Source organism: Flavimaricola marinus (assembly GCF_900184895.1).
Taxonomy (GTDB): Bacteria; Pseudomonadota; Alphaproteobacteria; order Rhodobacterales; family Rhodobacteraceae; genus Flavimaricola; species Flavimaricola marinus.
Map to the genome: position 1 here is coordinate 769,072 of NZ_FXZK01000001.1, position 21,548 is coordinate 790,619.

Genomic DNA, 21,548 nt, shown 5'->3' on the forward strand with positions numbered 1-21,548 from the left:
CATCAGAGGTCGAGTTCGTCGACCAATCTCAGGTACTCAGTCATTCGAGGAAAGCCCTCTACGATCGACCCGAGCGGGAGAGCAGCCGTCTGGCCACTGAGCATCGAATACATGATGTGGCTTCCGTCTTCCTGGATTGCCAAAATGAAGCAGTCGCCGTTTCTTGCCTCCATCAGCGCGCCGCCGTCACGGTAATAGTAGTCTTCCCGCGAGCAGAACGCTCCATCGTTCATTGTCCACTCTCCGACACCCGCGAGCGGATCGCTCGAAATGGAGAGTGTCTTGCCATCGGGCGAATAGAAGAACCCCATCTGGCTGCCGGGCACGAACAGGTACTTTCCCGACAGAAACTGCTCCAGGCTATCGCCCGTCAGGAAATCCCCGGTGACGGGCTCTCCTAAAGCGACGGAGCTGGTTTCACAGGCACTCAGTGCCATGAGGCCGAGCGACATCAGTGCAGCCGAGGCTGTTTTGCAAAAGAGATTGGTCATGAAATTTTCCGATCAAAAGCCGAAATGGCTGTTGTCACGGTATGGAGGCGACCCGGTTCGGCACAGTATGCAATACCCGACCCTGAAAGTGGACTAGACGGGTGCCAGCACCTCGGCAGGGGCGTGGAACGGGCAAGCCACGAGATGACCGTCGCCAAGGTTCTGCACCTCGGGCCGTTTCTCAGCGCAACTTGGCTGCGCCTTGGGGCAGCGGGTGCGGAACACGCAGCCCGATGGCGGGCGCAGGGGCGACGGCAATTCGCCCTCCAGAATGGGCCGATGGCGTGCGGCCTCCAGCACCGGATCGGGGATCGGCACCGAGGAAATCAGCGCCTGGGTGTAGGGATGCTCGGGCACGGTGCAGAGCTTGCGCGCGCCGGCTGTTTCCATCAGTTGGCCCAGATACATCACCACGATCCGGTCGGAGATGTGTTTGACCACCGACAGGTCGTGCGCGATGAAGATCATCGACAGGCCCATGTCGCGGCGCAACTCGGCCAGCAGGTTGACCACCTGCGCCTGCACCGACACGTCGAGCGCGGACACCGGCTCGTCACAGATCAGCAGCTTGGGCCGCAGGATCAGCGCCCGCGCAATCCCGATCCGCTGGCATTGCCCGCCGGAGAACTCGTGCGGATAGCGGTTGATCAGGTTGGGCAGCAGGCCGACCCGATCCATCAGCTCGGCCACCCGCTGCTTGACCTCTTTGCGTGGGGTGTTCGGATAGTGCGTGACCAGAGGTTCAGCGATGATGTCGCCCACCGGCATTCGGGGGTTCAGCGCGGCGAGAGGATCCTGAAAGATCATCTGCACGTCCTTGCGGTGGACCCGCCTGGCGGTGGGATCCATCGCGGCAAGGTCCTTGCCCTCGAACAGCACTTCACCGCCAGAGATCGGCACGGTCCCGACGATAGCGCGGGCGAGCGTCGATTTGCCGGAGCCGCTTTCCCCGACGACGCCGAGGCATTCGCCTGCGGCCAGATCGAAGGAGACACCGCCGACGGCATGCAGCTTGAGCGCCTTGGTCCACGGCCACGCCCCTTGCGGGCGCACGTCAAAGGTCACGGCCAGATCTTTGGCGGAGAGGATCGTTTGGGTCATGGCGTTACCTCGGGGACAGGAACGTGGCAGGCGCGGCGACGATCATCGCCGAAGGTTTCCAGCGCGGGCCGCACGCTCGGGCATTTGTCGAGCACGAATTCGCAGCGTTGGCTGAACGGGCAGCCCTTGGGCAATTTCGACATATCCGGCGGCTCGCCCGCGATGGTGGCCAGTTCGCTGTCGTCCCGGTCGAGCCGCGGCACCGCCTTGAGCAGGCCGAGGGTGTAGGGATGCGAGGGCGCCGCAAAGACGTCGCGTGTCGCACCCTCCTCCATGATCTGCCCGCCATACATCACCAGGGTCCGGTCGCAGAAGCCCGCGACGATCCCCAGATCATGGGTGATCAGGATGATCGCGGTGCCGAATTCATACCGGATCTCGCCCAAGAGCTGCATGATCTGCGCTTGCACCGTCACGTCCAGCGCGGTCGTCGGCTCGTCGGCGATCAGCAGCCGTGGTTTGCACAGAAGCGCCATGGCGATCATGATCCGCTGCCGCATCCCGCCGGAAAACTCGTGCGGATACATCGTCACCCGCGCCTTGGCATCGGGGATCCGCACCGCGTCGAGCATCTTCGCGGCCTCGCTCACGGCGTCCCGCTTGGACATGCCCTTGTGCAGCATCAGCACCTCGGCCATCTGGTCGCTAATCCGCATGTAGGGATTGAGCGAGGTCATCGGATCCTGAAAGATCATCGCGATTTCCTGGCTGCGGATCTTGTTGAGCGCCTTCTGCGGCAGCTCCAGCAGGTTGCGCCCGTCGTAGCGGACCTGCCCCGTGGCCTTGCCGTTCTGCGCCAGCAGACCCATGGCCGCAAAGGCGGTCTGCGATTTGCCCGAGCCGCTTTCGCCGACGATCGCCAAGGTCTCGCCCTTGTCGATCCCGAGGCTGACCCCGTTCACCGCATTGACCGGCCCGTCCCCTGTCTGGAAGGTGACGCTCAGGTTCTCGATCTCTAGCAGGCTCATGTTCAGCGGTCCTTGGGGTCTAGTGCGTCGCGCAGGCCGTCGCCGACAAAGAAGAAGGCGAACAGGGTGACGACAAAGAAGAACAGCGGGAACAGAAGCTGCCAGATCACACCGTATTGCATCTGTCCGGCCCCGGCCGAGATCAGCGCCCCGAGCGAGGTGTTCGGCTCTTGCACCCCAAGCCCGAGGAACGAGATGAAGCTTTCGGTGATGATCATGCCGGGGATCAGCAGCGTCGCATAGACGATCACGATCCCCAGAAGGTTGGGCACGATGTGCCGCAGGATGATCTTCATCGGGGCGACCCCGGTGGCGACGGCCGCTTCGACGAATTCCTTGTTCTTGATCGTCAGCGTCTGCCCTCGGGCGATCCGCGCCATGTCGAGCCACGAGATCAGCCCGATCCCGATGAACAGCATCAGGATCGACCGCCCGAAGATCACCAGCATCAGGATCAGCACGAACATGAAGGGGATCGACATCAGCACGTCGACCGTCCGCATCATGATCCCGTCGAGCCTGCCGCCGAAATAGCCTGCGATGGCCCCGTAGAGCGTGCCGACGATGACGGCGACCCCGGCCCCGACCACCCCGACGAGCAGCGAGATCCGGGTGCCTTGCACTGTCCGGGCATAGAGGTCGCGCCCGGAGTTGTCGGTGCCGAAATAGTGCCCCGTCGCGATGGACGGCACCCCTTCGGTCTGGTTCCGGCCCATCAGGCTGAAATCCACGAAGTCCCGCTCGTACTGGGCGATGAAGCCGCCGAAGAAGGCGAAGATCGCGATCAGGATCAGCACGACCAGCGAGGCCACGGCGGCCTTGTTGCGGAAGAACCGGATGCGGGCATCCTGCCAGAGCGAGCGGCCCTGCACGGCGGCCAGATCGGCGGCCTCCGTGATCCCGTCAATGGTGGCTTTCTCAGGAAACATCGGATGGCTCCTTGGATGTGTAATCAAGCCAGGCCTGAGCCGCGGGTGCGCGGCCAAAGGCGAGGTAGAAATCGTCGAGTTGCGGCGGTGGCACTTCGGTGCCGGACAGCATCGCGTGGGCCTGACCCCGGTGATGGATCTGGTGCTGGAACAGATGCAACAACAGATCGCCGATCCGCTCTGCGCGTGGCCCGTCGGCGCGGTCGGTGATCACCGTCCGCTCCAGATCGGCGTCGCTCAGGTCATCGCAGAACCGCACCAGCCTCCGATCGGCGAGCTTTTGCAGCGTGCCCAAATCCGGCGCGGCGATGGTGCTGCCGGTGGTGTCGAACACCGACCGCCCGCGCCCGCCCTCTTCGAGCGCGTCGAGGTAGTAGAGATCGACCTCGAAGATATGGGTCAGCGTCGCCCGGATCGAGCCGAAGAACCCGGACCGGGGTGCGTCGAAAGCCTCGGCGCTCAAACGCGCACAGGCCGACGAGAGCACCTCGTTGGCCCATGCGTTGTTGCGCGCCATGCTTTGCAGCGGCCCCATCCGTCAATACCGGATCTTTGGGTCGATCCACGCATAGGCGATATCGACGAGCAGGTTGAACAGGATCGTCAGCGCCCCCACGAGAATGGTGATCCCCATGATGACCGAGTAATCCCGGTTGAACGCCGAATTCACAAAGAACTGTCCAATCCCGCCGGTGGAGAAGTAGACATCCACCACCACCGACCCGGTGATCATCGCCACGAAGGCCGGCCCGAGGTAGGACAGCACCGGCAGCAGCGCGGGCTTGAGCGCGTGCTGAAAGATGATCCGGCTGGTCGGCAGCCCCTTGGCCCGCGCGGTGCGGATGAAGCCGGAGTTCAGCACTTCGAGCATCGACGACCGGGTGATCCGGGCAATCGACGCCATGTAGGACGTCGACAGCGCGATGACCGGCATCACGATGTATTGCCATTGCCCGCCATTCCAGCCGCCGCCCGGCAGCCAGCCCAGCCACAGCGTGAAGACCAAGAGCAAGATCGGCGCCATCACGAAGTTTGGCAGCACCTGCGCCCCGATGGAGACCCCGACGGCGAGGTAGTCGAGCCATGTGTTGTGCCGGATCGCCGCCGCCACACCGAGCGAGACCCCGGCCAGAATGGCCACGACGAAGGACCAGAACCCGTAGGTCAGCGTCACCGGAAAGCCCTGCGCGATCACGTCGTTGACCGTCCGGTCACGATACTGGAACGAGGGGCCGAAATCGAAATGCAGCACGATGTTCGCCACATAGTCGAACATCTGTTTCCAATAGGGCTGATCCAGCCCGTAGCGTGCGTTGATGTTGTCCATCACGGCTTGCGGCAATGCCCGTTCGCTGGTGAACGGCCCGCCGGGCGCGGCAAACATCAGCATGAAGCTGATGATGATCAGAACCAGCAGCGTCGGGATCGCCACGAAAAGTCTGCGGATGATGTAGCTGAGCATTTGGATATCCCCAAGAGCAGCAATACGCCAAGGAGCCGCGCCCCCTTTTCGGGGGCGCGGCGTATGGTTCAGGCTGTGTCAGGGTTACTCGGACGCAGAGATATACAGGTCGCGCGAATACCAGTTCTGCAACAGGTTTTCGGTTGGCCAGTTTTCAAGCGTCGGCGCCATCATCTTGACGCTGGCGTAGTGGTAGATCGGGATGATCGCCGCGTCGGCCGCAGCGATGGATTCGACCTCTTGGTAGAGCGACAGCGGATCGTCCGACAGCTTGGCTTCGGCCATCAGCGCATCAACTTCAGGGTTGTTGTACTTGCCGTCGTTGTAGCTGGACGAGCTGGTGAACAGATCGAGGTAGGTCGACGGTTCCGCATAGTCCGCACACCAACCGCCGCGGGCGATCTCGTAGTTCTGGTTGCCACGGGTATCGAGGAAGGTTGCCCATTCCTGATTGGCGAGGGTGGTTTCGACGCCCAGCGTCTGCTTCCACATCTGGCCGATGGCGACCGCGATCGCGGCGTGGCTGTCGGAGGTGTTATAGATCAGCTCGATGTTCAGCGGGTTGTCTTCGCCAAACCCGGCTTCGGCCATCAGAGCCTTGGCCTGCTCGTTGCGCTCGGCCTGAGTCATGTTGGCCATCGGGATATCGGGGATTTCCCAACCGGGGATCGCCCAGTGCGTAAAGGTGTAGGCCGGACGCTGGCCACCGGCGAGCACGTTCTCGACGATGATGTCCCGGTCGACTGCCATGCTCAGCGCCTGACGGACGCGGGCGTCGGACAGTGCCTCCGGGCCGCTGTCGGACATGTTGAACATGTAGTAGTACGAGCACGAGTTCGGGAAGCTGATCGCCTGATCCGGATACTCTTCGGCCAGACGCGGGTATTGACCGGCGGGAATGTCGGTCATGTCCAGCTCGCCGGCGAGGAAGCGCGTCAGGGCGGCGTTCTCGTCGGGGATGATCAGCGCCGTCACGGTCTCGAGGATCGTGGCTTCGTTGTTCCAGTACATGTCGTTGCGCACCCGCACGAGCTTTTCAGCCGGGGTGTATTCCTGCAGCGTGTAGGCGCCGTTGACGACGATGTTTTCCGGGTCCATCCAGCTGTCGCCGAACTCTTCGATCTTGTCGAGGCGTGCGGGGAACAGGGTCGGGAAGGTCGAGGTCTGCGGGAAGTAGGGCCGTGGCGCGTCGATGGTGATTTCGAGCGTCATGTCGTCGATTGCCGCAACGCCGAGCTCTTCGACAGGCATCTCGCCGGCGGTCACGGCGCCAGCATTGGCGATGCCCGCGACTTCGAGGAACCATGCGTATTCAGACGCGGTCGCCGGATCGGCGGCGCGGCGGATGCCGTCGACGAACTGCTGTGCGGTCACTTGCACGCCGTCCGACCACTTGGCTTCGGGGCGCAGGGTGAAGGTGTAGACGAGGCCGTCTTCGGAGACTTCGTAGCCGGTGGCCACACCGGGGATCACGTTGCCTTCGGCGTCTTCGTTCATCAGGCCTTCGAACAGGTCACGTGCGACCGAGGAGCCTTCGACGTCCTGGATCAACTGGGGGTCGATCGAGGGATAATCGTCGAGCACCCGGTAGGTGAAGGACTGGTCAGAGGCCAGAGCCTGGCCGGTGACGGGATGCGTGGCGTGGGCGTCGGCCATCGCCTGACCGGCCAGCGCGATCAGCGCTGTGGCGGTGCCTGCCATCAGAGTTGCTTTGAAAGTCATGTAAAATCTCCCTAGTGATATGGTGGCTCTTATAACGACGGCCACGGCTAGTAAGGCGTCCCGAACGGCGTTCGGGCATGCCGTGATCCTTTGACGAGTCTCTCCAAATGGCAAGACCCAACCGAGTATGACCCTGCGGTAAATCGCCAAAGCCCGGACCCCGTCTTGGATAAATCAGCTTTTGCAATGGTGCCCGGATCTTCACCGCATCAGAAAAACAAAGTGAAAACAAGACCTTTTCGACGTTTCGCGGTGCTCCTCTTTATTCGGGGCGCGGTCATGCTAGCTTGCCGCATGAAATCAAAGGACGCCTCATGACAACCGACCCGACCGATCTGGCGGTGCGCACCGCCCTCCCCGATGCGCTGCGCGTGCTGACCGAGCAATGGCCCCGCGACGAATGGGAGGCGCATCCCAATTTCGAGGGCCTCGTCCGGTTCTGGATGGAGCGCCACATGATGTTTCGCAAGATCATGGACCTGCTTCAGCAGGACGCCCGGTCGTTGATCGACGGCAATATGGACAGCAAGGACTACGCCGGTCGCCTGTCCCGCTTTGGCGGCATGTTCGTCAACGACCTGCACGGCCACCACCAAATCGAGGACGTCCACTACTTCCCCAAGTTGTCCCGGTCGGAGCCGAGCGTGGCCACCGGATTCGAGATCCTCGACCGCGATCACCATGCGATTGACGCCGAACTGGAGAGGTTCGTCAAAGGCGCCAACGGCATATTGCAACGGCTCGACGACGCAAAGGTGCTGCGCGAGCGGGCGGGCTGTTTCGAGGCCGACCTGACCGATGTGGCCGCGCTGCTTGACCGCCATCTGCTCGACGAAGAAGACCTCGTGGTGCCTGTCATCCTCAAGCACGGACCCGACAAGCTCGACGGCTAGAGCCTTATGGCCAAATCCGGCTGGCCGATGCACAGTGACTGAATGATCGACAAGCTGGAGATGTTCATCGCCCTCGCGCAGGCCCGCCATTTCGGCAAGGCCGCCGAAGCCATTGGCGTGACCCAGCCGACCCTGTCCGCCGGGATCCGGCAACTGGAGGATCAGCTGGGCGTGATGCTCGTTCTGCGCGGCAGCCGGTTTCAGGGCCTGACGCCCGAGGGCAAGCGGGTGCTGGAATGGGCGCGCCAGATCGTCGGTGATGTCCGCACGATGAAGCAAGAGATCCGCGCCGCGCGCACCGGCCTGTCGGGCAAGCTCCGCCTTGCGGTCATTCCCACGGCGCTGACCATCGCCAGCCGTCTGACCACCGCCTTTGCCCGCCTGCATCCGAACGTGCATTTCACCATCGTCTCGACGACCTCGGTGCAGGTTCTGCACCTGCTCGAAGACCTTCAGATCGACGCGGGCATCAGTTATCTCGACAACGAGCCGCTGGGCCGCGTGGCCACGGTGCCGCTCTATGCCGAACGCTATGCCCTGATCCTTCACAAGGACGCCCCGATGGCCAGCCGCACCCAAGTGGGCTGGGCCGATCTGGCCGACCTGCCCCTGTGCCTGCTGACGCCCGACATGCAGAACCGCCGCATCATCGCGGGTCATCTGGCCGAGGCCGGGATCGAGGTCGCCCCCACGGTCGAGAGCAATTCGATGATCGTGCTGGTCAGCCACGTTCTGAACGCCGGAATGGCGACGATCCTGCCGATCCGCTCGGCCGAGATCTTTCTGGAGCGCGGTCCGCTATGCGCGGTGCCGATCACCGCCCCCGATGCCAGCCACTCTGTCGGCCTGATCGCGCCCTATCGCGAACCGCACACGCCGCTGTTGGCTGCGCTGCTGCAAGAGGCACGGCGCTTTTCAGAAAGTTGATAGGAAATCCCTATCAATTGACGATTTTTCAATATTGATTTGCCACCCGATTCACGGGCAAGGTTTCTGGCGCACCGTCGGAGGAGCAACGTGCCCATGCCCAAAACAACAGCGACCGCGGATCTGGCCGATCAGGTGGCCGAGATCTGCGCCCGTCATGCTATGGCCGAGGGCCCTATGCTCCCGATTTTGCACGATATTCAGGCGGATTTCGGCTATATCCCCGAAGCCGCCATTCCCGTCGTGGCCAAGGCGCTGAACCAGACCGCTGCCGAGGTTCACGGGGTGATGTCGTTCTATCACGATTTCAGATCGGCCCCGGCGGGCCGCCGCACGGTCAAGATTTGCCGTGCCGAAGCCTGTCAGGCGATGGGCGCCAATGACTTGGCCGATACGGCCAAGGCCCGGTTGGGTGTCGATTGGCACGGCACCACCAAAGGCGGTGAGGTCACGCTAGAGCCGGTCTATTGCCTTGGCCTGTGCGCCTGCGCCCCGGCCGCGATGGTCGACGGTCAGGTGATCGGTCGGGTCGACGATGCCCGTTTGGAAGCGGTGTTCGCGGAGGCCGGGCTATGAAGGTCTTTGTTCCCCGCGATGCCGCCGCCCGCGCGATGGGTGCCGATGCCGTTACCGCCGCCATGCCGGACGGCGTCGAGGTCGTCCGCAACGGATCGCGCGGCATGGTCTGGCTGGAACCGCTCGTCGAGGTCGAGCGCGACGGTATCCGTTACGCCTTTGGCCCGGCCACCCCTGCCGATGTGCCCGCCATTCTGGACGGCACCTCGCCCAAGGCGCTTGGCCCGACCGAGGAACTGGACTGGCTGAAGCGCCAGACCCGCCTGACCTTTCAGCGTGTCGGTGTGATCGACCCCCTTTCCCTGCCCGACTACGAGGCCCACGGCGGGCTTGTCGGCCTGCGCCGCGCACTGGCGATGACCGGGGCCGAGGTGGTGGCCGAAGTCACCGAGAGCGGGTTGCGCGGCCGTGGTGGAGCGGGGTTCCCGACGGGCATCAAGTGGAACACCGTCGCCGGGGCGCAGGCGGATCAGAAATACATCATCTGCAATGCCGACGAAGGCGACAGCGGCACCTTTGCCGACCGGATGCTGATGGAGGGCGACCCCTTCACCCTGATCGAAGGCATGATCATTGCGGGCATCGCGGTGGGCGCGACCCGCGGCTATGTCTACCTCCGGTCGGAATATCCCGACGCCATCGAGGTGATGACCGAGGCCGTCCGCATTGCCCGCCTGACCGGCCTGTTGGGCCCGTCCGTTCTGGGCACCGGCCCGGCCTTTGACATGGAGATCCGCGTCGGTGCCGGGGCTTATGTCTGCGGCGAAGAGACCTCGCTCTTGAACAGCCTCGAGGGCAAGCGCGGCGTGGTCCGTGCCAAGCCGCCCCTGCCTGCGCTGGAAGGCTTTCTCGGCAAGCCGACCGTGGTGAACAACGTGATTTCGCTGGCGACCGTGCCGGTGATCCTTGAAAAGGGCGCGCAGCACTACAAGGATTTCGGCCTTGGCCGCTCGCGCGGCACCATTCCGTTGCAGATCGCGGGCAACGTTGCCAGGGGCGGCCTGTTCGAGACGGCCTTCGGCCTGTCCTTGGGCGAGATCGTCAACGATATCGCCGGTGGCACCGCCACGGGCCGCCCGGTCAAGGCGGCTCAGGTCGGTGGTCCGCTGGGCGCCTATTTCCCGGTCTCCAAATTCGACACGCCCTTCGGCTATGAGGAATTCGACGGTCAGGGCGGGCTGATCGGCCATGCCGGCGTGGTGGTCTTCGACGATAGCGCCGACATGCTGGGCATGGCCCGCTTTGCGATGGAGTTCTGCGCGGTCGAGTCCTGCGGCAAATGCACCCCCTGCCGGATCGGGGCGGTGCGCGGTGTCGAGACCATCGACCGGATCGCCGCCGGAGACCCTGACGCGATCCCCCTTCTGACCGATCTGTGCGAAACGATGAAGGACGGCTCGCTTTGTGCTCTGGGCGGTTTCACCCCCTATCCGGTGATGTCGGCGCTGACCCTGTTTCCCGACGATTTCGCCCGCAGCAAAGAGGCAGCGGAGTGAACGCCATGTCCCATGATTTCGCCGGAGTGCACCCGCAGGTCGACGCCTTGGTCAACCTCTACGGGCTGCCGGCAAGGCCCGCGCGGCAGTTCGTCCGCGGACTGTCCGGCCGGCTGGATTTCGCGGGGCTGTCGTTCGGCACCCGCTATCGCGTGACCAAGGACCTGTTCGCCAACATCGGCGGCCGACTGTCCAAGGGCGAAAAGGTCCACTTTCTGGGATGCTACGTCTTTCCCCACAAGAACGGCCTGCGGCTCTATGTCGAGCGGGCCAATGGCGAGCAGGTCAAGCTGGAGTTCGATTGCTCTGCCGCACATGAGCCGGGCGTGGTGGCCCGTGTCCACAACGGCTTGGATTACTTCGCCCCGATCGTTTTCGACATGTCAAAGCGCACACGCAAGTTGCTCGCCGCCCGCGCGGTGCTGTTGCATCTCAAGAAAAAGGAACCCGATCATGGCGGATAGAAAGGTCAAAGGCCCGGCGTCCTATTTCCCGTCGATCGAGAAAACCTATGGCCAGCCGATCGCCCATTGGATGGATCTGATCGACAGCCAGTCGGGCCGCAAACACATGGAAATCGTGAACTGGCTCAAGGCGGAACATGGCCTTGGACACGGACACGCAAACGCTCTGGTCGCCCACGCGCTGGCTCAAAAGCCGGCCTGAGAGGATACGTCATGAAAGACTTCATCATCCCCAACTGGGACGAGACCGACATGGGCACCCCGGCCTCCAAGGCGACCGAGCAGGTGACACTGACCATCGACGGTTTCCCGGTGACGGTGCCTGCGGGCACATCCGTCATGCGGGCCAGCGCCGAGGCCGGTATTCAGGTGCCCAAGCTCTGCGCCACCGACTCGCTCGAAGCCTTCGGATCGTGCCGCCTCTGCGTCGTCGAAATCGAGGGCCGTCGCGGCACCCCGGCCTCCTGCACGACGCCTGTGGCCGAGGGGATGGTGGTCCATACGCATTCGCCCAAGGTCAAGAAGATCCGCAAGGGCGTGATGGAGCTTTATATCTCGGATCACCCGCTGGATTGCCTGACCTGCTCGGCCAATGGCGATTGCGAGTTGCAGGATATGGCCGGGGCCGTGGGCCTGCGCGATGTCCGCTACGAGGGTGTCGAGAACCATTTCGAGGTCCGCCAGAACGGCGAGGCGAATGCCCGCTATATCCCCAAGGACGACAGCAACCCCTATTTCTCTTACGATCCGGCCAAGTGCATCGTCTGCTCGCGCTGCGTCCGCGCCTGCGAGGAAACCCAAGGCACCTTCGCGCTGACCATCGAAGGCTCCGGCTTTGACAGCCGCGTGTCGTTCGGCGCCAAGTCGGATAATGCGCTGGCCTCGGACTGCGTGTCCTGCGGCGCCTGCGTGGCCGCCTGCCCGACCGCCACCCTGCAAGAGAAATCGGTGATCGAGATCGGCACGCCCGAGCGCTCTGTCATCACCACCTGCGCCTATTGCGGAGTGGGCTGTTCGTTCAAGGCCGAGATGCGCGGCGACGAGGTCGTCCGCATGACCCCGTGGAAGCACGGCAAGGCGAACCGCGGCCATTCCTGCGTGAAGGGCCGGTTTGCCTACGGCTACGCCAGCCACAACGACCGGATCCTGAACCCGATGATCCGCGACACCATCGACCAGCCTTGGCGCGAAGTGTCGTGGGACGAGGCGATTGCCTTCACCGCCACCAAGCTGCGCGGCATTCAGGAACAGCACGGCGTCCGCTCTATCGGCGGGATCACGTCGAGCCGTTGCACGAATGAGGAAACCTACCTCGTTCAAAAGCTGATCCGGGCGGTATTCGGCAACAACAATACCGACACCTGCGCGCGGGTCTGCCATTCGCCCACCGGCTACGGTCTGGGCAAGGCGTTCGGCACCTCTGCGGGCACACAGGATTTCGACAGTGTCGAGCATACCGACGTGGTGATCGTGATCGGGGCGAACCCGACCGACGGCCACCCGGTCTTTGCCTCGCGCCTCAAGAAGCGTCTGCGTGCCGGGGCCAAGCTGATCGTGATCGACCCGCGGCGGATCGATCTGGTCCGCTCCGCCCATATCGAAGCGGCCCATCACCTGCCCCTGCGCCCCGGCACGAACGTCGCGGTGCTGTCCTCGATCAGCCACGTGATCGTGACCGAAGGGCTCTATGACGAGGCCTTTATCCGTGAGCGCTGTGACTGGGACGAATTCGCGGACTATGCCGCGTTCATCTCTGACGCGCGACACTCCCCCGAGGCGACGGCGCTTCTCACAGGTGTCCCGGCGGATGCCATCCGCGAGGCGGCGCGCCTCTTTGCCACCGGCGGCAATGGCGCGATCTACTACGGCCTTGGCGTGACCGAGCATTCCCAAGGCTCCACCACCGTCATGGCCATCGCCAATCTGGCGATGATGACCGGCAATCTTGGCCGCCCCGGTGTGGGCGTGAACCCGCTGCGCGGGCAGAACAACGTGCAGGGCGCCTGCGACATGGGCTCTTTCCCGCATGAACTGCCGGGCTATCGCCATGTGTCCGACCCGGCCGTCCGTGACGTGTTCGACAAGCTCTGGGGCTCCAAGATCGACCCCGAGCCGGGCCTGCGCATTCCGAACATGCTGGATGCGGCGGTCGATGGCACCTTCAAGGGGCTTTACGTGCAGGGCGAGGACATCCTTCAGTCCGACCCCGATACCAAGCACGTCTCCGCCGGATTGGCCGCGATGGACTGTGTCATCGTGCAGGATCTGTTCCTGAACGAGACGGCCAACTACGCGCATGTCTTCCTGCCCGGCTCGACCTTCCTCGAAAAGGACGGGACCTTCACCAATGCCGAGCGCCGGATCAACCGGGTCCGCAAGGTGATGCAGCCGCGCAATGGCTATGCCGATTGGGAGATCACGCAGCTGCTGGCCAATGCGATGGGTGCCGGCTGGACCTATACCCATCCGTCTCAGGTGATGGACGAGATCGCGGCGACGACTCCGTCGTTTGCCAATGTCTCCTACGAGTTGCTCGAAGAGCGCGGCTCGGTCCAGTGGCCCTGCAACGAAGCCGCCCCGGACGGCACGCCCTTGATGCATATCGACGGCTTTGCCCGCGGCCGTGGCCGGTTCATCGTGACCGAATACATCGCCACCGAGGAAAAGACCGGGCCACGCTTTCCGCTGCTGCTCACCACCGGCCGCATCCTCAGCCAGTATAACGTCGGTGCCCAGACCCGCCGGACAGAGAATGTCGTCTGGCACGATCAGGACGTGCTCGAAGTGCATCCCCAGGACGCCGAGGTGCGCGGCATCAAGGACGGCCAGTGGGTCCGCCTCGCCTCGCGCACCGGCGAGACCAGCTTGCGCGCGACGATCACCGACAGGGTCAGCCCCGGCGTGGTCTATACCACCTTCCACCACCCCGACACGCAGGCCAACGTCATCACCACCGATTTCAGCGATTGGGCCACCAATTGCCCGGAATACAAGGTGACGGCAGTGCAGGTTGCGGCCTCGAACGGCCCGACCGAATGGCAAGAGGACTACGCCGCCCATGCCGCGCAATCGCGGCGTATCCTTCCGGCGGCGGAATGACCGTTCATGTCCCGGAACGCCCCGGAGTGACGGCGTTGGCGCAGCTCTCGGACGGGCGCAGCGTCGCGCTGCCCGAAGAAGTGCCGGTGGCGGTCGTCCACAATGGCTCGACCCTTGCTGTGATGATGGCGACGCCGGCCGATCTGGTGGATTTCGCGGTGGGCTTTACCCTGACCGAAGGCGTCGCGGCGTTCGACGAGATGTCGGACATCGAGATCGTCCCGCAAGAGAACGGCATCGAAGCCCGGATGTGGCTGCCCGAGGCCCGGATCGAGGCCCTCGCCGCCCGCCGCCGCGCGATGGTCGGGCCGGTGGGCTGCGGCTTGTGTGGCATCGACAGTCTGGCCGAGGCCGCCCGCAAGGTGCCGGAGGTGGGGCCGGGCATCGCCCTGACCGGGGCGCAGGTCACCGAGGCGTTGGAGGCGCTCCGCGCCTTTCAGCCGCTGCATGACGAGACCCATGCCGTCCATGCCGCGGGCTTCTATCTGCCCGATGCCGGCGCAGACGGGGGCATCGTGATGGCCCGCGAGGATGTGGGCCGCCACAATGCGCTCGACAAGCTGATCGGCGGGCTGGCCCGCGCCGGGATCGACCCGGCGAGCGGCGCGATTGTTCTGACCTCTCGCCTGTCCGTCGAGATGGTGCAAAAGGCCGCGATGGCAGGTGTCGGCACGGTTCTGGCCGTGTCGCAGCCCACGGCCCACGCGGTTCGGCTGGCCGAAGGCGCGGGCATGACGCTCGCGACCCGGTCCCGCGGGGCGCTGAACGTTTTCACCCATGCCCATAGGATCTCAGGAGCCTGACCATGACCACGCCTTCCCACATCGGCACCGAGGAAAAGCTGGTGCGCATGGCCAACCAGATCGCGGGCTTTTTCGCGACCCAGCCCAAAGCGTCGCAGGCCGAAGAGACCGCCGCGCACATTCGCGCCTTCTGGGATCCCCGGATGCGGGCGCAACTTTCCAAGCTGTTGGCCACGGACGCAAACGGCCTTTCTCCGTTGGCCCGCGCGGCGGCGGAGCATCTGGAACAGTCCGAGCAAGTCTAGGCTCTCACACATTTTTCATTGCCTGACGGGGCCATGCATGGCCCTATGACCCCATTGATTTGATGGGAGGCATTGGAACGTGGCGACATATGACACAGTGATTATCGGCGCAGGTCTGACCGGGCTTTGTGCGGCGCGGAAATTGCAGGCGGCGGGCAAATCGGTGCTGATCCTCGAAGCCCGCGACAGGGTCGGCGGGCGCACCTTCACCACCGAATTGACCTACAACGGCGCTCCGACCGCCTTTGATTTCGGCGCGCATTTCATCGGCAATGAAATCTGGCAGTCCTCGGTCTGGGATCTGGTCAAGGAGCTGAACCTTGAGGTGTTCGAGCAATACGAGGGCCCCGAGGATGTGCCGCCCCCGCCCTATTGGGCCGGTGAAGGCGCCAACTTGCAATATTACGCCGACAGCGACACCACCAGCGCCTATATCGGCGGCACCATCCCGAACACCCCGGCGGGTCAGTTCTATCTGGGCTATCTCGACAGCCTGACCGACAGCATCAAGCTGGACGCGCCGGAGGATACCGACAACGCCGAGATGCTCGATGGAATGTCGGTCTGGGATTGGGTCACTTCCGTCGATCTGCCCGGCTATGGCCCCGCCCCCACCGAGTTTCAATCGCTGACCCGGATGCTTTGCCGCGTCGGGTTCTCGACCGAGCCCGAGAATATTTCGATGCTGTGGCTGTTGTTCTATGTGGCCTCGTCGGGCGGGCTCGCCGCGTTTCAGGATCTGCGCTGGCCGACCCAAGGGGCACAGGGATACCGGCTGAAGGACGGGGCGCAGTCGATTGCCAAGGCCGTGGCCAGCCAGTTGCGGGCGACCGATCCGAATTGCATTCAGGAATCGGCGGTCGTCACGGCGGTGACGGACAACGGCGCCGATTGCACCGTGACCTATACCGCCAACGGCACCGCCGCGACGGCCACCGGCACCAAGGTGCTCTGCGCGCTGGCCCCGGCCCTGACCGACGGGCTGACCTTCAGCCCGGCGATCCCGGAACGTGCCGGGCTTGGCACGGCCATGGCCAATTCGCACATGATCATGACCTTCGTCACCTTCACCGACACGTTCTGGCGCGACGACACCACGACCTATACGTCCGGCACCGTCAACGGCATCCCGACCGACAACATCTCGCGCTATGGGCTGTCGGGCGATGCGCTGCTGGCCGACGACGATATCGTCTGGATCATGGACAACACCTCGGCCGAAGGTCAGGCGGCGCTGTTTGCCTTTATCGTCGGCGATGCCGCCAAGAAATGGGCGCCCAAGACCAAGGCCGAGCGTCAGACCCTTGTCGTCAACACCATGGCCAAGATGTTCGGCCCCAAGGCCAAATCCGAGTTTCTCGACTATTACGAGATGGACTGGAACAACGAGGGCTTCTCGCTGGGCTGTCCGGCGGGCCATTTCACCAAGGGCAATTTCCTGAAATACGCCGGCGAAGTTCTGGCCAATCAGGCCAAGCCGCACGGCAACATCTACTTTGCCTCGACCGAGAGCGCGCTTGTGTCCAACGGCTATATGTCCGGTGCTGTCTGGTCGGGCGGTCAGGTCGGTGACAAGCTGGTCGCCGATCTGAACGGCGTCACCTATGTGCCGAACGACCCGGTCGCCCGCGCCCAGTCCATGACCTTCTGCATCAAGCGCGTCATGAAGGCGGTGCAGATGCAGAACCCGTTCATGGAAATCCCGATCATGACGACCGACAACCAGTTCACCCCGCCCGGCGGTGCGGCCCTGTCGAACCCGGCGGGCGGCCCCTTTGTCGGGCTGGAGGGCACCATCGCGTTCTTTCTGCAGCTGGGCATGTATTTCACCATCGACACGTTCAACGTCGACAGCATCTCCGTCGATGTCGGCCAGAACGTCGGCTTTGCCCGCGTCACGGTGGGCGGCCATGCGAACGCCACCGGCATTCCCTTTGCCGACGTGACCGGCACGATGGCGTTCCTGTTCAACGATCCGTCAGAGGGCAAGGCGCTGGTCGCCCATGACATGCTGTTCCTCGACACGGCCATGATCGACCAGATCGCCTTTCCGCCGAGCACTCCGCCGGCCAAGCCGGCACTGGCCAAGGCCCCCGCGGCGGATGCCTCTGCGCCGGCCCTCGATCTGAGCCGCGAGGCGGTGTTTGCCGCCGCAAACCTGCCCGCCGGGACGCCGTTCCCCTGGGTGGGCGACAGCACGATCATCTGGGGGCCGGGCGGCACCGTGGCCCCGGCTGGTCCGTATTTCGGGCAGGCCGGCCTCGATGCGCTGAATGCGGACATGCTCCGGGCGATAACCGGATCGACTCTGATCGCAGGCACCTACGATCCCGACGCGCTGAGCCTCTACATGCTTTACGAGATCACCGGCGTCAGCCTCGTGAGCGGCACACCGTTCAAACAGCCCCTGATGGCGGTCTATCAGGCGTCGAACGGGTTGAACCAGACGCTGCAAACCCTGCGCTACATGACCGACGGCGTGGCGCTGGGCGCCTAGACCCAGACTTCGGGCAGGGTGATGCCGGCCCGTTCGAGGTTGGCATCGCGCCGCGCCTGCGCCCCGGCGCGGTCCGCCTCCGGCCCGGCGTGCCACAGCCGGTGCGCGGCCATCGCGATGTCGTAGGGCATGTCGGCGGCTTCGGCGGCGGCCTGCGCCTCTTGCCAATGCGCGGTGGCCTTTGCCGTGTCGCCTTTCAGCGCCGCCAGATCCCCCGCCGCGATCGCCGCGCGGGCGCGGGCGGGCGGATAGGTCTTGGCCACGAACCGCGCCGATTTGACGTTCGACCGGGCGAGCTTGAGCACGGCGGAGGTCGGCCCCAGCGCCTTGGCCAGCAGCCTGATCGCATCGCCAAAGCCGCCGGTCACGTCGATCGAGAACACCTGGGGCGTGCGCAGCGCGGCATAGACCGCCGCCGCCTGTTGAACCAGCGCCAGTCCGCCGTCCACGTCGCCTTGGTGCAGCGCCCGTATCCCGGCATAGAGCAGCACCGAGATGTGGCTGTTGGCCGAGGCATTGTCCCAGATCGCGGGATCGGCCATAAGCGCCCGAAACCTGTCCGACGCGGCATCGAAGCCGTCGAAGTCGTTCATCGCCAGCAGGCTCTTGACCCGGCCGGACAGCGCCCAGACCTGCACCTGGGTGATCGACCGGTCCGTGGCCCGCGCCAGCACGGCGGCGTCGTGGCTGTCGGCCTCGGCCATCAGCCCGTGCAGACGGCACATGTTCGCAAGGCTCGCATGGGCCACGTCGCCATTGCGGATCTGGCCGCTTTGCTCGGCCAGTTCCATGCCGATGAGAAAATTGCTCCGGCTCTTGGCCCAGTCGCCGGCCCCCATGTAGTAATTGCCCAGAACCGCCCGGATCCACGAGATGCCCGCCACATCGTCGATCTGCTCGACCAGCGCCTCTGCCGCCGCCAGATGCCGCTTCGGCGGCACCAGAAACGGCGCGTTGAAGCCGAGCATCGACATGTTGGCATTGGCCCAAGCCAGCGCATTCGAGATCTCGCCCGACCTTTGCGCCACGTTATAGGCGGCGATGGTGTCGAGCAGGATGCCCAGCGTATCGCTCCGATCGTAGTGGATTTCGCCCAAGCCGAGGTAGGCGTCGGACGCCCGGATCAACTGCTCCGGATCGGCTGCGGGGTCGGGCGCGGCCTTGGACCCGCGCCAATAGCGCCAGATCTCGCTCAGTAGCCGGCCGACGCCGCTGGCCGCCCCTGCCGGATAGTCCCGGTGGGTGAGCGCAACCACGGTTTTCAGGTGCCTTTCGGCCCGGTCGAAATTCCCGATGGTCCGTGCGGCGCGTCCGGCGGTGAAATGCCAGCCCGCCCGCTGTTCCTGACTGATCGCCGGGCTGGACGCCGCCTCAAGCCTGTCGGCCACCGCCAGCGCGGTTTCCACGAAGCTCAGGGTTTCGTGGTTGGCCTGTGCGGCCTCGGCCTGCGCGATGGCGCGGGACAGCCACGGCAGGGCGCGGGTGTCGTTGCCCGCCTCTGTCCAGTGCTGCGCCAGAATGGTGGGATCGTCCGCACCGGCCTGCTCCAGCGCCTCGGCCACGGCGGCGTGCAGGTGTCGCGCCTGGGCGCTGACCATCAGGTTGTAGGCCGCCTCGCGGGTCAGCGCGTGGTGGAACCGCCATGTGTCGCCGTCCTGCTCTGCGATCAGCCCGGTGCCTGCGATGCCCGAAAGGGCCGCCACCGACAGCCCGCCCGACAGGCACCCCGCCAGCACCCGCGCTGAGAACCGCCGCCCCTGCACGCTGGCCACCTTGAGCACCTGCTGCTCATCAAGGCTCAACTGACCGATCCGCGCGGCGATGGCCCCTTCGATCCCGTCGGGAAAGCGCAGGTCGGACAGATCGCCGGCCGTGGACCGGATGTGGCAATGCCCCGCCTCGACCCGGATCGCCCCGCTGGCGAGCAGCGAGGCCGCCAGTTCGAGGGTATAGAGCGCGTTGCCACCGCTTTGGTCGTAGATCCGCCGGGCCAGAAGGTCCGGCACCGTCGCCGCCCCCAGCGTGTCGCAGATCAGGGCGGTGGCCGCATCCAGATCCAGCGGATCGAGCCTGAGCGTGCGGGCCGCCTCCCGCAGCGCGAGGGTTTCGGCGGTCAGGTCGGCCCCGTCCATCGGCCGCGCGACGAGGATCATCCCCAGATCGGGGCAGGCCCGCCGCAGCTCGGCCAGCAACAGCCATGACGAGGTGTCGAGCCAATGCACGTCCTCGAAGATCAACAGCGCTGGTGTGGAGCCGATCGCATGGGCCAAGAGCCGCGCCATCATCTCGCGCCCCACCTGTGCCCGCCCGATGGGGTTGAGCAGGCGGGTCTGGTCGGTCTCGGGCTGCGGTTCGGTCAGCACCGGGTTGAGCAGCGCCAGCCTGTCGGCACCGTCGTCGCCCAGCGCCCCGGCCAGCCCTTCGGCGGTCAGCGCCTCGGCGGGCAGAGCCGCAAAGATCGCCCGCCACGCGCCCAGCGCCGACATCCGCAGCAGCCTGTCGCCCGCGCCGCGCAGCACGATCCGGCTCTCGTCGGCGCCAAGCTCGCCGGCGAGGCTGTCGATCAGGTGCGATTTCCCGGCCCCCGCCTCGGCCTCCAGCCACATCAGCGCACCGGGGGTCGTGGCGGCTTCGCGCAGCGCCGCCTGCTCGGCCGTCCGTCCGATCAGCCGCCGCTGGAACCGGGGGATGTCAGACGCCCCGTTCGGCTGGCTTGTCCGCGGGGCAAAGAGCGCCACTTCGGCCCCGTCCTTGCCCCGCAGCGTCGGGCCGGGATCAAAGTCGAACCGTTTGGCCGCCGCCCGCGTCGCCTCGTCGACCAGAAGGCCCGCTTCGCCGAGGGCCAGCCCCCCGGCAGCCTGGTTCACATGAGCGCCCAGCACGGTGTATTGCGCAAAGCCACTGGTCCCCAGCAATCCGGCCAGCGACTGTCCGGTGCCGATCACCGCCAGCGTGCCGGGGATGGCCTCTTGGGCGGCGCGGCCAGCGGCGATCGCCAGGTCGGCATCCGCCTCGGAGACTGCCGTCGCCAACCCCCAGACCAACAGCGCCACGGGGCCCTTGTCGTCGGGGATCGCCTGCAAGAGCGCCCCGTCGTGCCGCGCGGCGATCTGTTGGATCAGCTCGACCGACCGTGCCAAGGCCCCCGCATCCGGCAGCCGCAGGAACAGCACCGAGGTTTTGCGGTATTCCGCCGTCCAACCCGCGCCCGCCTGCCCTGCGGCCCAATCGGACAGCGCCTTGGGCTCTTGGCGCGACACTCGCGCGAGCGGCGCGGTGCGCGCCGCATCCGGGCTGCGCAACGCCTGATCGAAGGCCGGGCTCTGCCAGACCTCGCCCGCCTTGGCGCGTGGCGCGGTTTCGACCAGCCGGTCCAGCACCGGCCCGGCATAGACCTCGCGCCAGTCGTCCAGATGCCCGCCAACGCGGATCCGCCGAACCGTTCCCGCGTCCAGCACCACTCGGATCGGCAGGGCCATGCGGCGATCATCGGATGCCGCCGCGACCGCCGCCCCGAGCGCCTTGGCACAGGTCTGCGCGGCCTCTGCCTCTGACAGCGGCCAGAGCGCCGTGACCGCGTCCCCCGACAGGCCGGTCACCAGACCGCCCGCCGCATGAACCGCATCGATCACCGCGCTGACCAGAGGGTTCAGCGCGTCGTGCACCGCTTCGGCCCCGCGTGCGTGCTTGGCCATCAGCCGGGCGGTCAGCGCCGAGAACCCGGCCAGATCGGCAAAGAGCAGGCAGACGGATTGCTCCGGCCCCTCCGTCACCGGGTTCTGTCGCATCCCGGCGGTCTCATCTGATTGCTTGATTCCGTCCATCCCGATGTCACGTTGCACGCGAGAGTGCCCTATGGGCAAGCACTTAGCGTC

At 65.1% G+C, this 21,548-nt stretch carries 18 protein-coding genes; 10 read left to right on the forward strand and 8 right to left on the reverse strand.

All coding sequences use genetic code 11. The features are described from left to right. Nucleotides 1-2: 2 nt before the first annotated feature. From LOM8899_RS03780 to LOM8899_RS03810, 7 genes are all read right to left on the reverse strand, one after another. Nucleotides 3-491, reverse strand: a complete 489-nt coding sequence (locus LOM8899_RS03780) for a hypothetical protein (protein WP_093990792.1) — start codon at nucleotides 489-491, stop codon at nucleotides 3-5. Nucleotides 492-584: 93 nt separating this feature from the next. Further along, a complete protein-coding gene (locus tag LOM8899_RS03785) occupies nucleotides 585-1,592 on the reverse strand; it encodes an oligopeptide/dipeptide ABC transporter ATP-binding protein (RefSeq protein WP_093990793.1) in 1,008 nt (335 codons plus the stop codon). After that, nucleotides 1,589-2,560 carry an oligopeptide/dipeptide ABC transporter ATP-binding protein gene (locus tag LOM8899_RS03790; RefSeq protein ID WP_093990794.1) on the reverse strand — a complete coding sequence of 324 codons (972 nt, stop codon included), beginning with the start codon at nucleotides 2,558-2,560 and terminating at the stop codon, nucleotides 1,589-1,591. Before LOM8899_RS03790 ends, LOM8899_RS03785 begins: the two co-directional genes overlap by 4 nt. A gap of 2 nt (nucleotides 2,561-2,562) precedes the next feature. Then, entirely contained in the window at nucleotides 2,563-3,489 is a 927-nt protein-coding gene (locus LOM8899_RS03795; protein WP_093990795.1) for an ABC transporter permease subunit, read from the reverse strand. After that, complete coding sequence (locus LOM8899_RS03800; RefSeq protein WP_245820422.1) at nucleotides 3,479-4,006, reverse strand: DinB family protein; 528 nt, start codon at nucleotides 4,004-4,006, stop codon at nucleotides 3,479-3,481. The genes LOM8899_RS03795 and LOM8899_RS03800 overlap by 11 nt, the downstream gene beginning before the upstream one ends. A gap of 21 nt (nucleotides 4,007-4,027) precedes the next feature. Further along, complete coding sequence (gene oppB / locus LOM8899_RS03805; RefSeq protein ID WP_093990797.1) at nucleotides 4,028-4,951, reverse strand: oligopeptide ABC transporter permease OppB; 924 nt, start codon at nucleotides 4,949-4,951, stop codon at nucleotides 4,028-4,030. An 84-nt stretch (nucleotides 4,952-5,035) separates the two neighbouring features. Next, entirely contained in the window at nucleotides 5,036-6,673 is a 1,638-nt protein-coding gene (locus LOM8899_RS03810; protein WP_093990798.1) for a peptide ABC transporter substrate-binding protein, read from the reverse strand. A gap of 314 nt (nucleotides 6,674-6,987) precedes the next feature. Between LOM8899_RS03810 and LOM8899_RS03815 the strand changes: the two genes are divergently transcribed. From LOM8899_RS03815 to LOM8899_RS03860, 10 genes are all read left to right on the forward strand, one after another. Beyond that, complete coding sequence (locus tag LOM8899_RS03815; protein ID WP_093990799.1) at nucleotides 6,988-7,566, forward strand: hemerythrin domain-containing protein; 579 nt, start codon at nucleotides 6,988-6,990, stop codon at nucleotides 7,564-7,566. A gap of 42 nt (nucleotides 7,567-7,608) precedes the next feature. Further along, nucleotides 7,609-8,493, forward strand: coding sequence for a LysR family transcriptional regulator (locus LOM8899_RS03820; RefSeq protein WP_093990800.1), 885 nt, complete (start codon nucleotides 7,609-7,611; stop codon nucleotides 8,491-8,493). A gap of 96 nt (nucleotides 8,494-8,589) precedes the next feature. Further along, the gene (locus LOM8899_RS03825) at nucleotides 8,590-9,069 is read left to right on the forward strand and encodes a formate dehydrogenase subunit gamma (protein ID WP_093990801.1); all 480 of its coding nucleotides are present in this window, start codon (nucleotides 8,590-8,592) and stop codon (nucleotides 9,067-9,069) included. Further along, nucleotides 9,066-10,565, forward strand: a complete 1,500-nt coding sequence (locus tag LOM8899_RS03830) for an NADH-ubiquinone oxidoreductase-F iron-sulfur binding region domain-containing protein (protein ID WP_093990802.1) — start codon at nucleotides 9,066-9,068, stop codon at nucleotides 10,563-10,565. Before LOM8899_RS03825 ends, LOM8899_RS03830 begins: the two co-directional genes overlap by 4 nt. Before the next feature lie 5 nt (nucleotides 10,566-10,570). Next, a complete protein-coding gene (locus LOM8899_RS03835; RefSeq protein ID WP_093990803.1) occupies nucleotides 10,571-11,029 on the forward strand; it encodes a DUF3601 domain-containing protein in 459 nt (152 codons plus the stop codon). Next, nucleotides 11,019-11,231 carry a DUF4287 domain-containing protein gene (locus LOM8899_RS03840; RefSeq protein WP_093990804.1) on the forward strand — a complete coding sequence of 71 codons (213 nt, stop codon included), beginning with the start codon at nucleotides 11,019-11,021 and terminating at the stop codon, nucleotides 11,229-11,231. Before LOM8899_RS03835 ends, LOM8899_RS03840 begins: the two co-directional genes overlap by 11 nt. 11 nt (nucleotides 11,232-11,242) lie before the next feature. Further along, nucleotides 11,243-14,128 (forward strand): formate dehydrogenase subunit alpha, encoded by a 2,886-nt coding sequence (fdhF, locus tag LOM8899_RS03845; protein WP_093990805.1) that lies wholly within the window; start codon nucleotides 11,243-11,245, stop codon nucleotides 14,126-14,128. Beyond that, nucleotides 14,125-14,931, forward strand: coding sequence for a formate dehydrogenase accessory sulfurtransferase FdhD (gene fdhD, locus LOM8899_RS03850; RefSeq protein WP_093990806.1), 807 nt, complete (start codon nucleotides 14,125-14,127; stop codon nucleotides 14,929-14,931). Before fdhF ends, fdhD begins: the two co-directional genes overlap by 4 nt. Before the next feature lie 2 nt (nucleotides 14,932-14,933). Next, the gene (locus LOM8899_RS03855; protein ID WP_093990807.1) at nucleotides 14,934-15,176 is read left to right on the forward strand and encodes a formate dehydrogenase subunit delta; all 243 of its coding nucleotides are present in this window, start codon (nucleotides 14,934-14,936) and stop codon (nucleotides 15,174-15,176) included. Nucleotides 15,177-15,255: 79 nt separating this feature from the next. Continuing rightward, nucleotides 15,256-17,673, forward strand: coding sequence for a flavin monoamine oxidase family protein (locus LOM8899_RS03860; protein ID WP_093990808.1), 2,418 nt, complete (start codon nucleotides 15,256-15,258; stop codon nucleotides 17,671-17,673). Here the strand turns inward: LOM8899_RS03860 and LOM8899_RS03865 are convergent. Next, nucleotides 17,670-21,515, reverse strand: coding sequence for an AAA family ATPase (locus LOM8899_RS03865; protein ID WP_133064972.1), 3,846 nt, complete (start codon nucleotides 21,513-21,515; stop codon nucleotides 17,670-17,672). The genes LOM8899_RS03860 and LOM8899_RS03865 overlap by 4 nt on opposite strands. Between the last annotated feature and the right edge of the window lie 33 nt (nucleotides 21,516-21,548).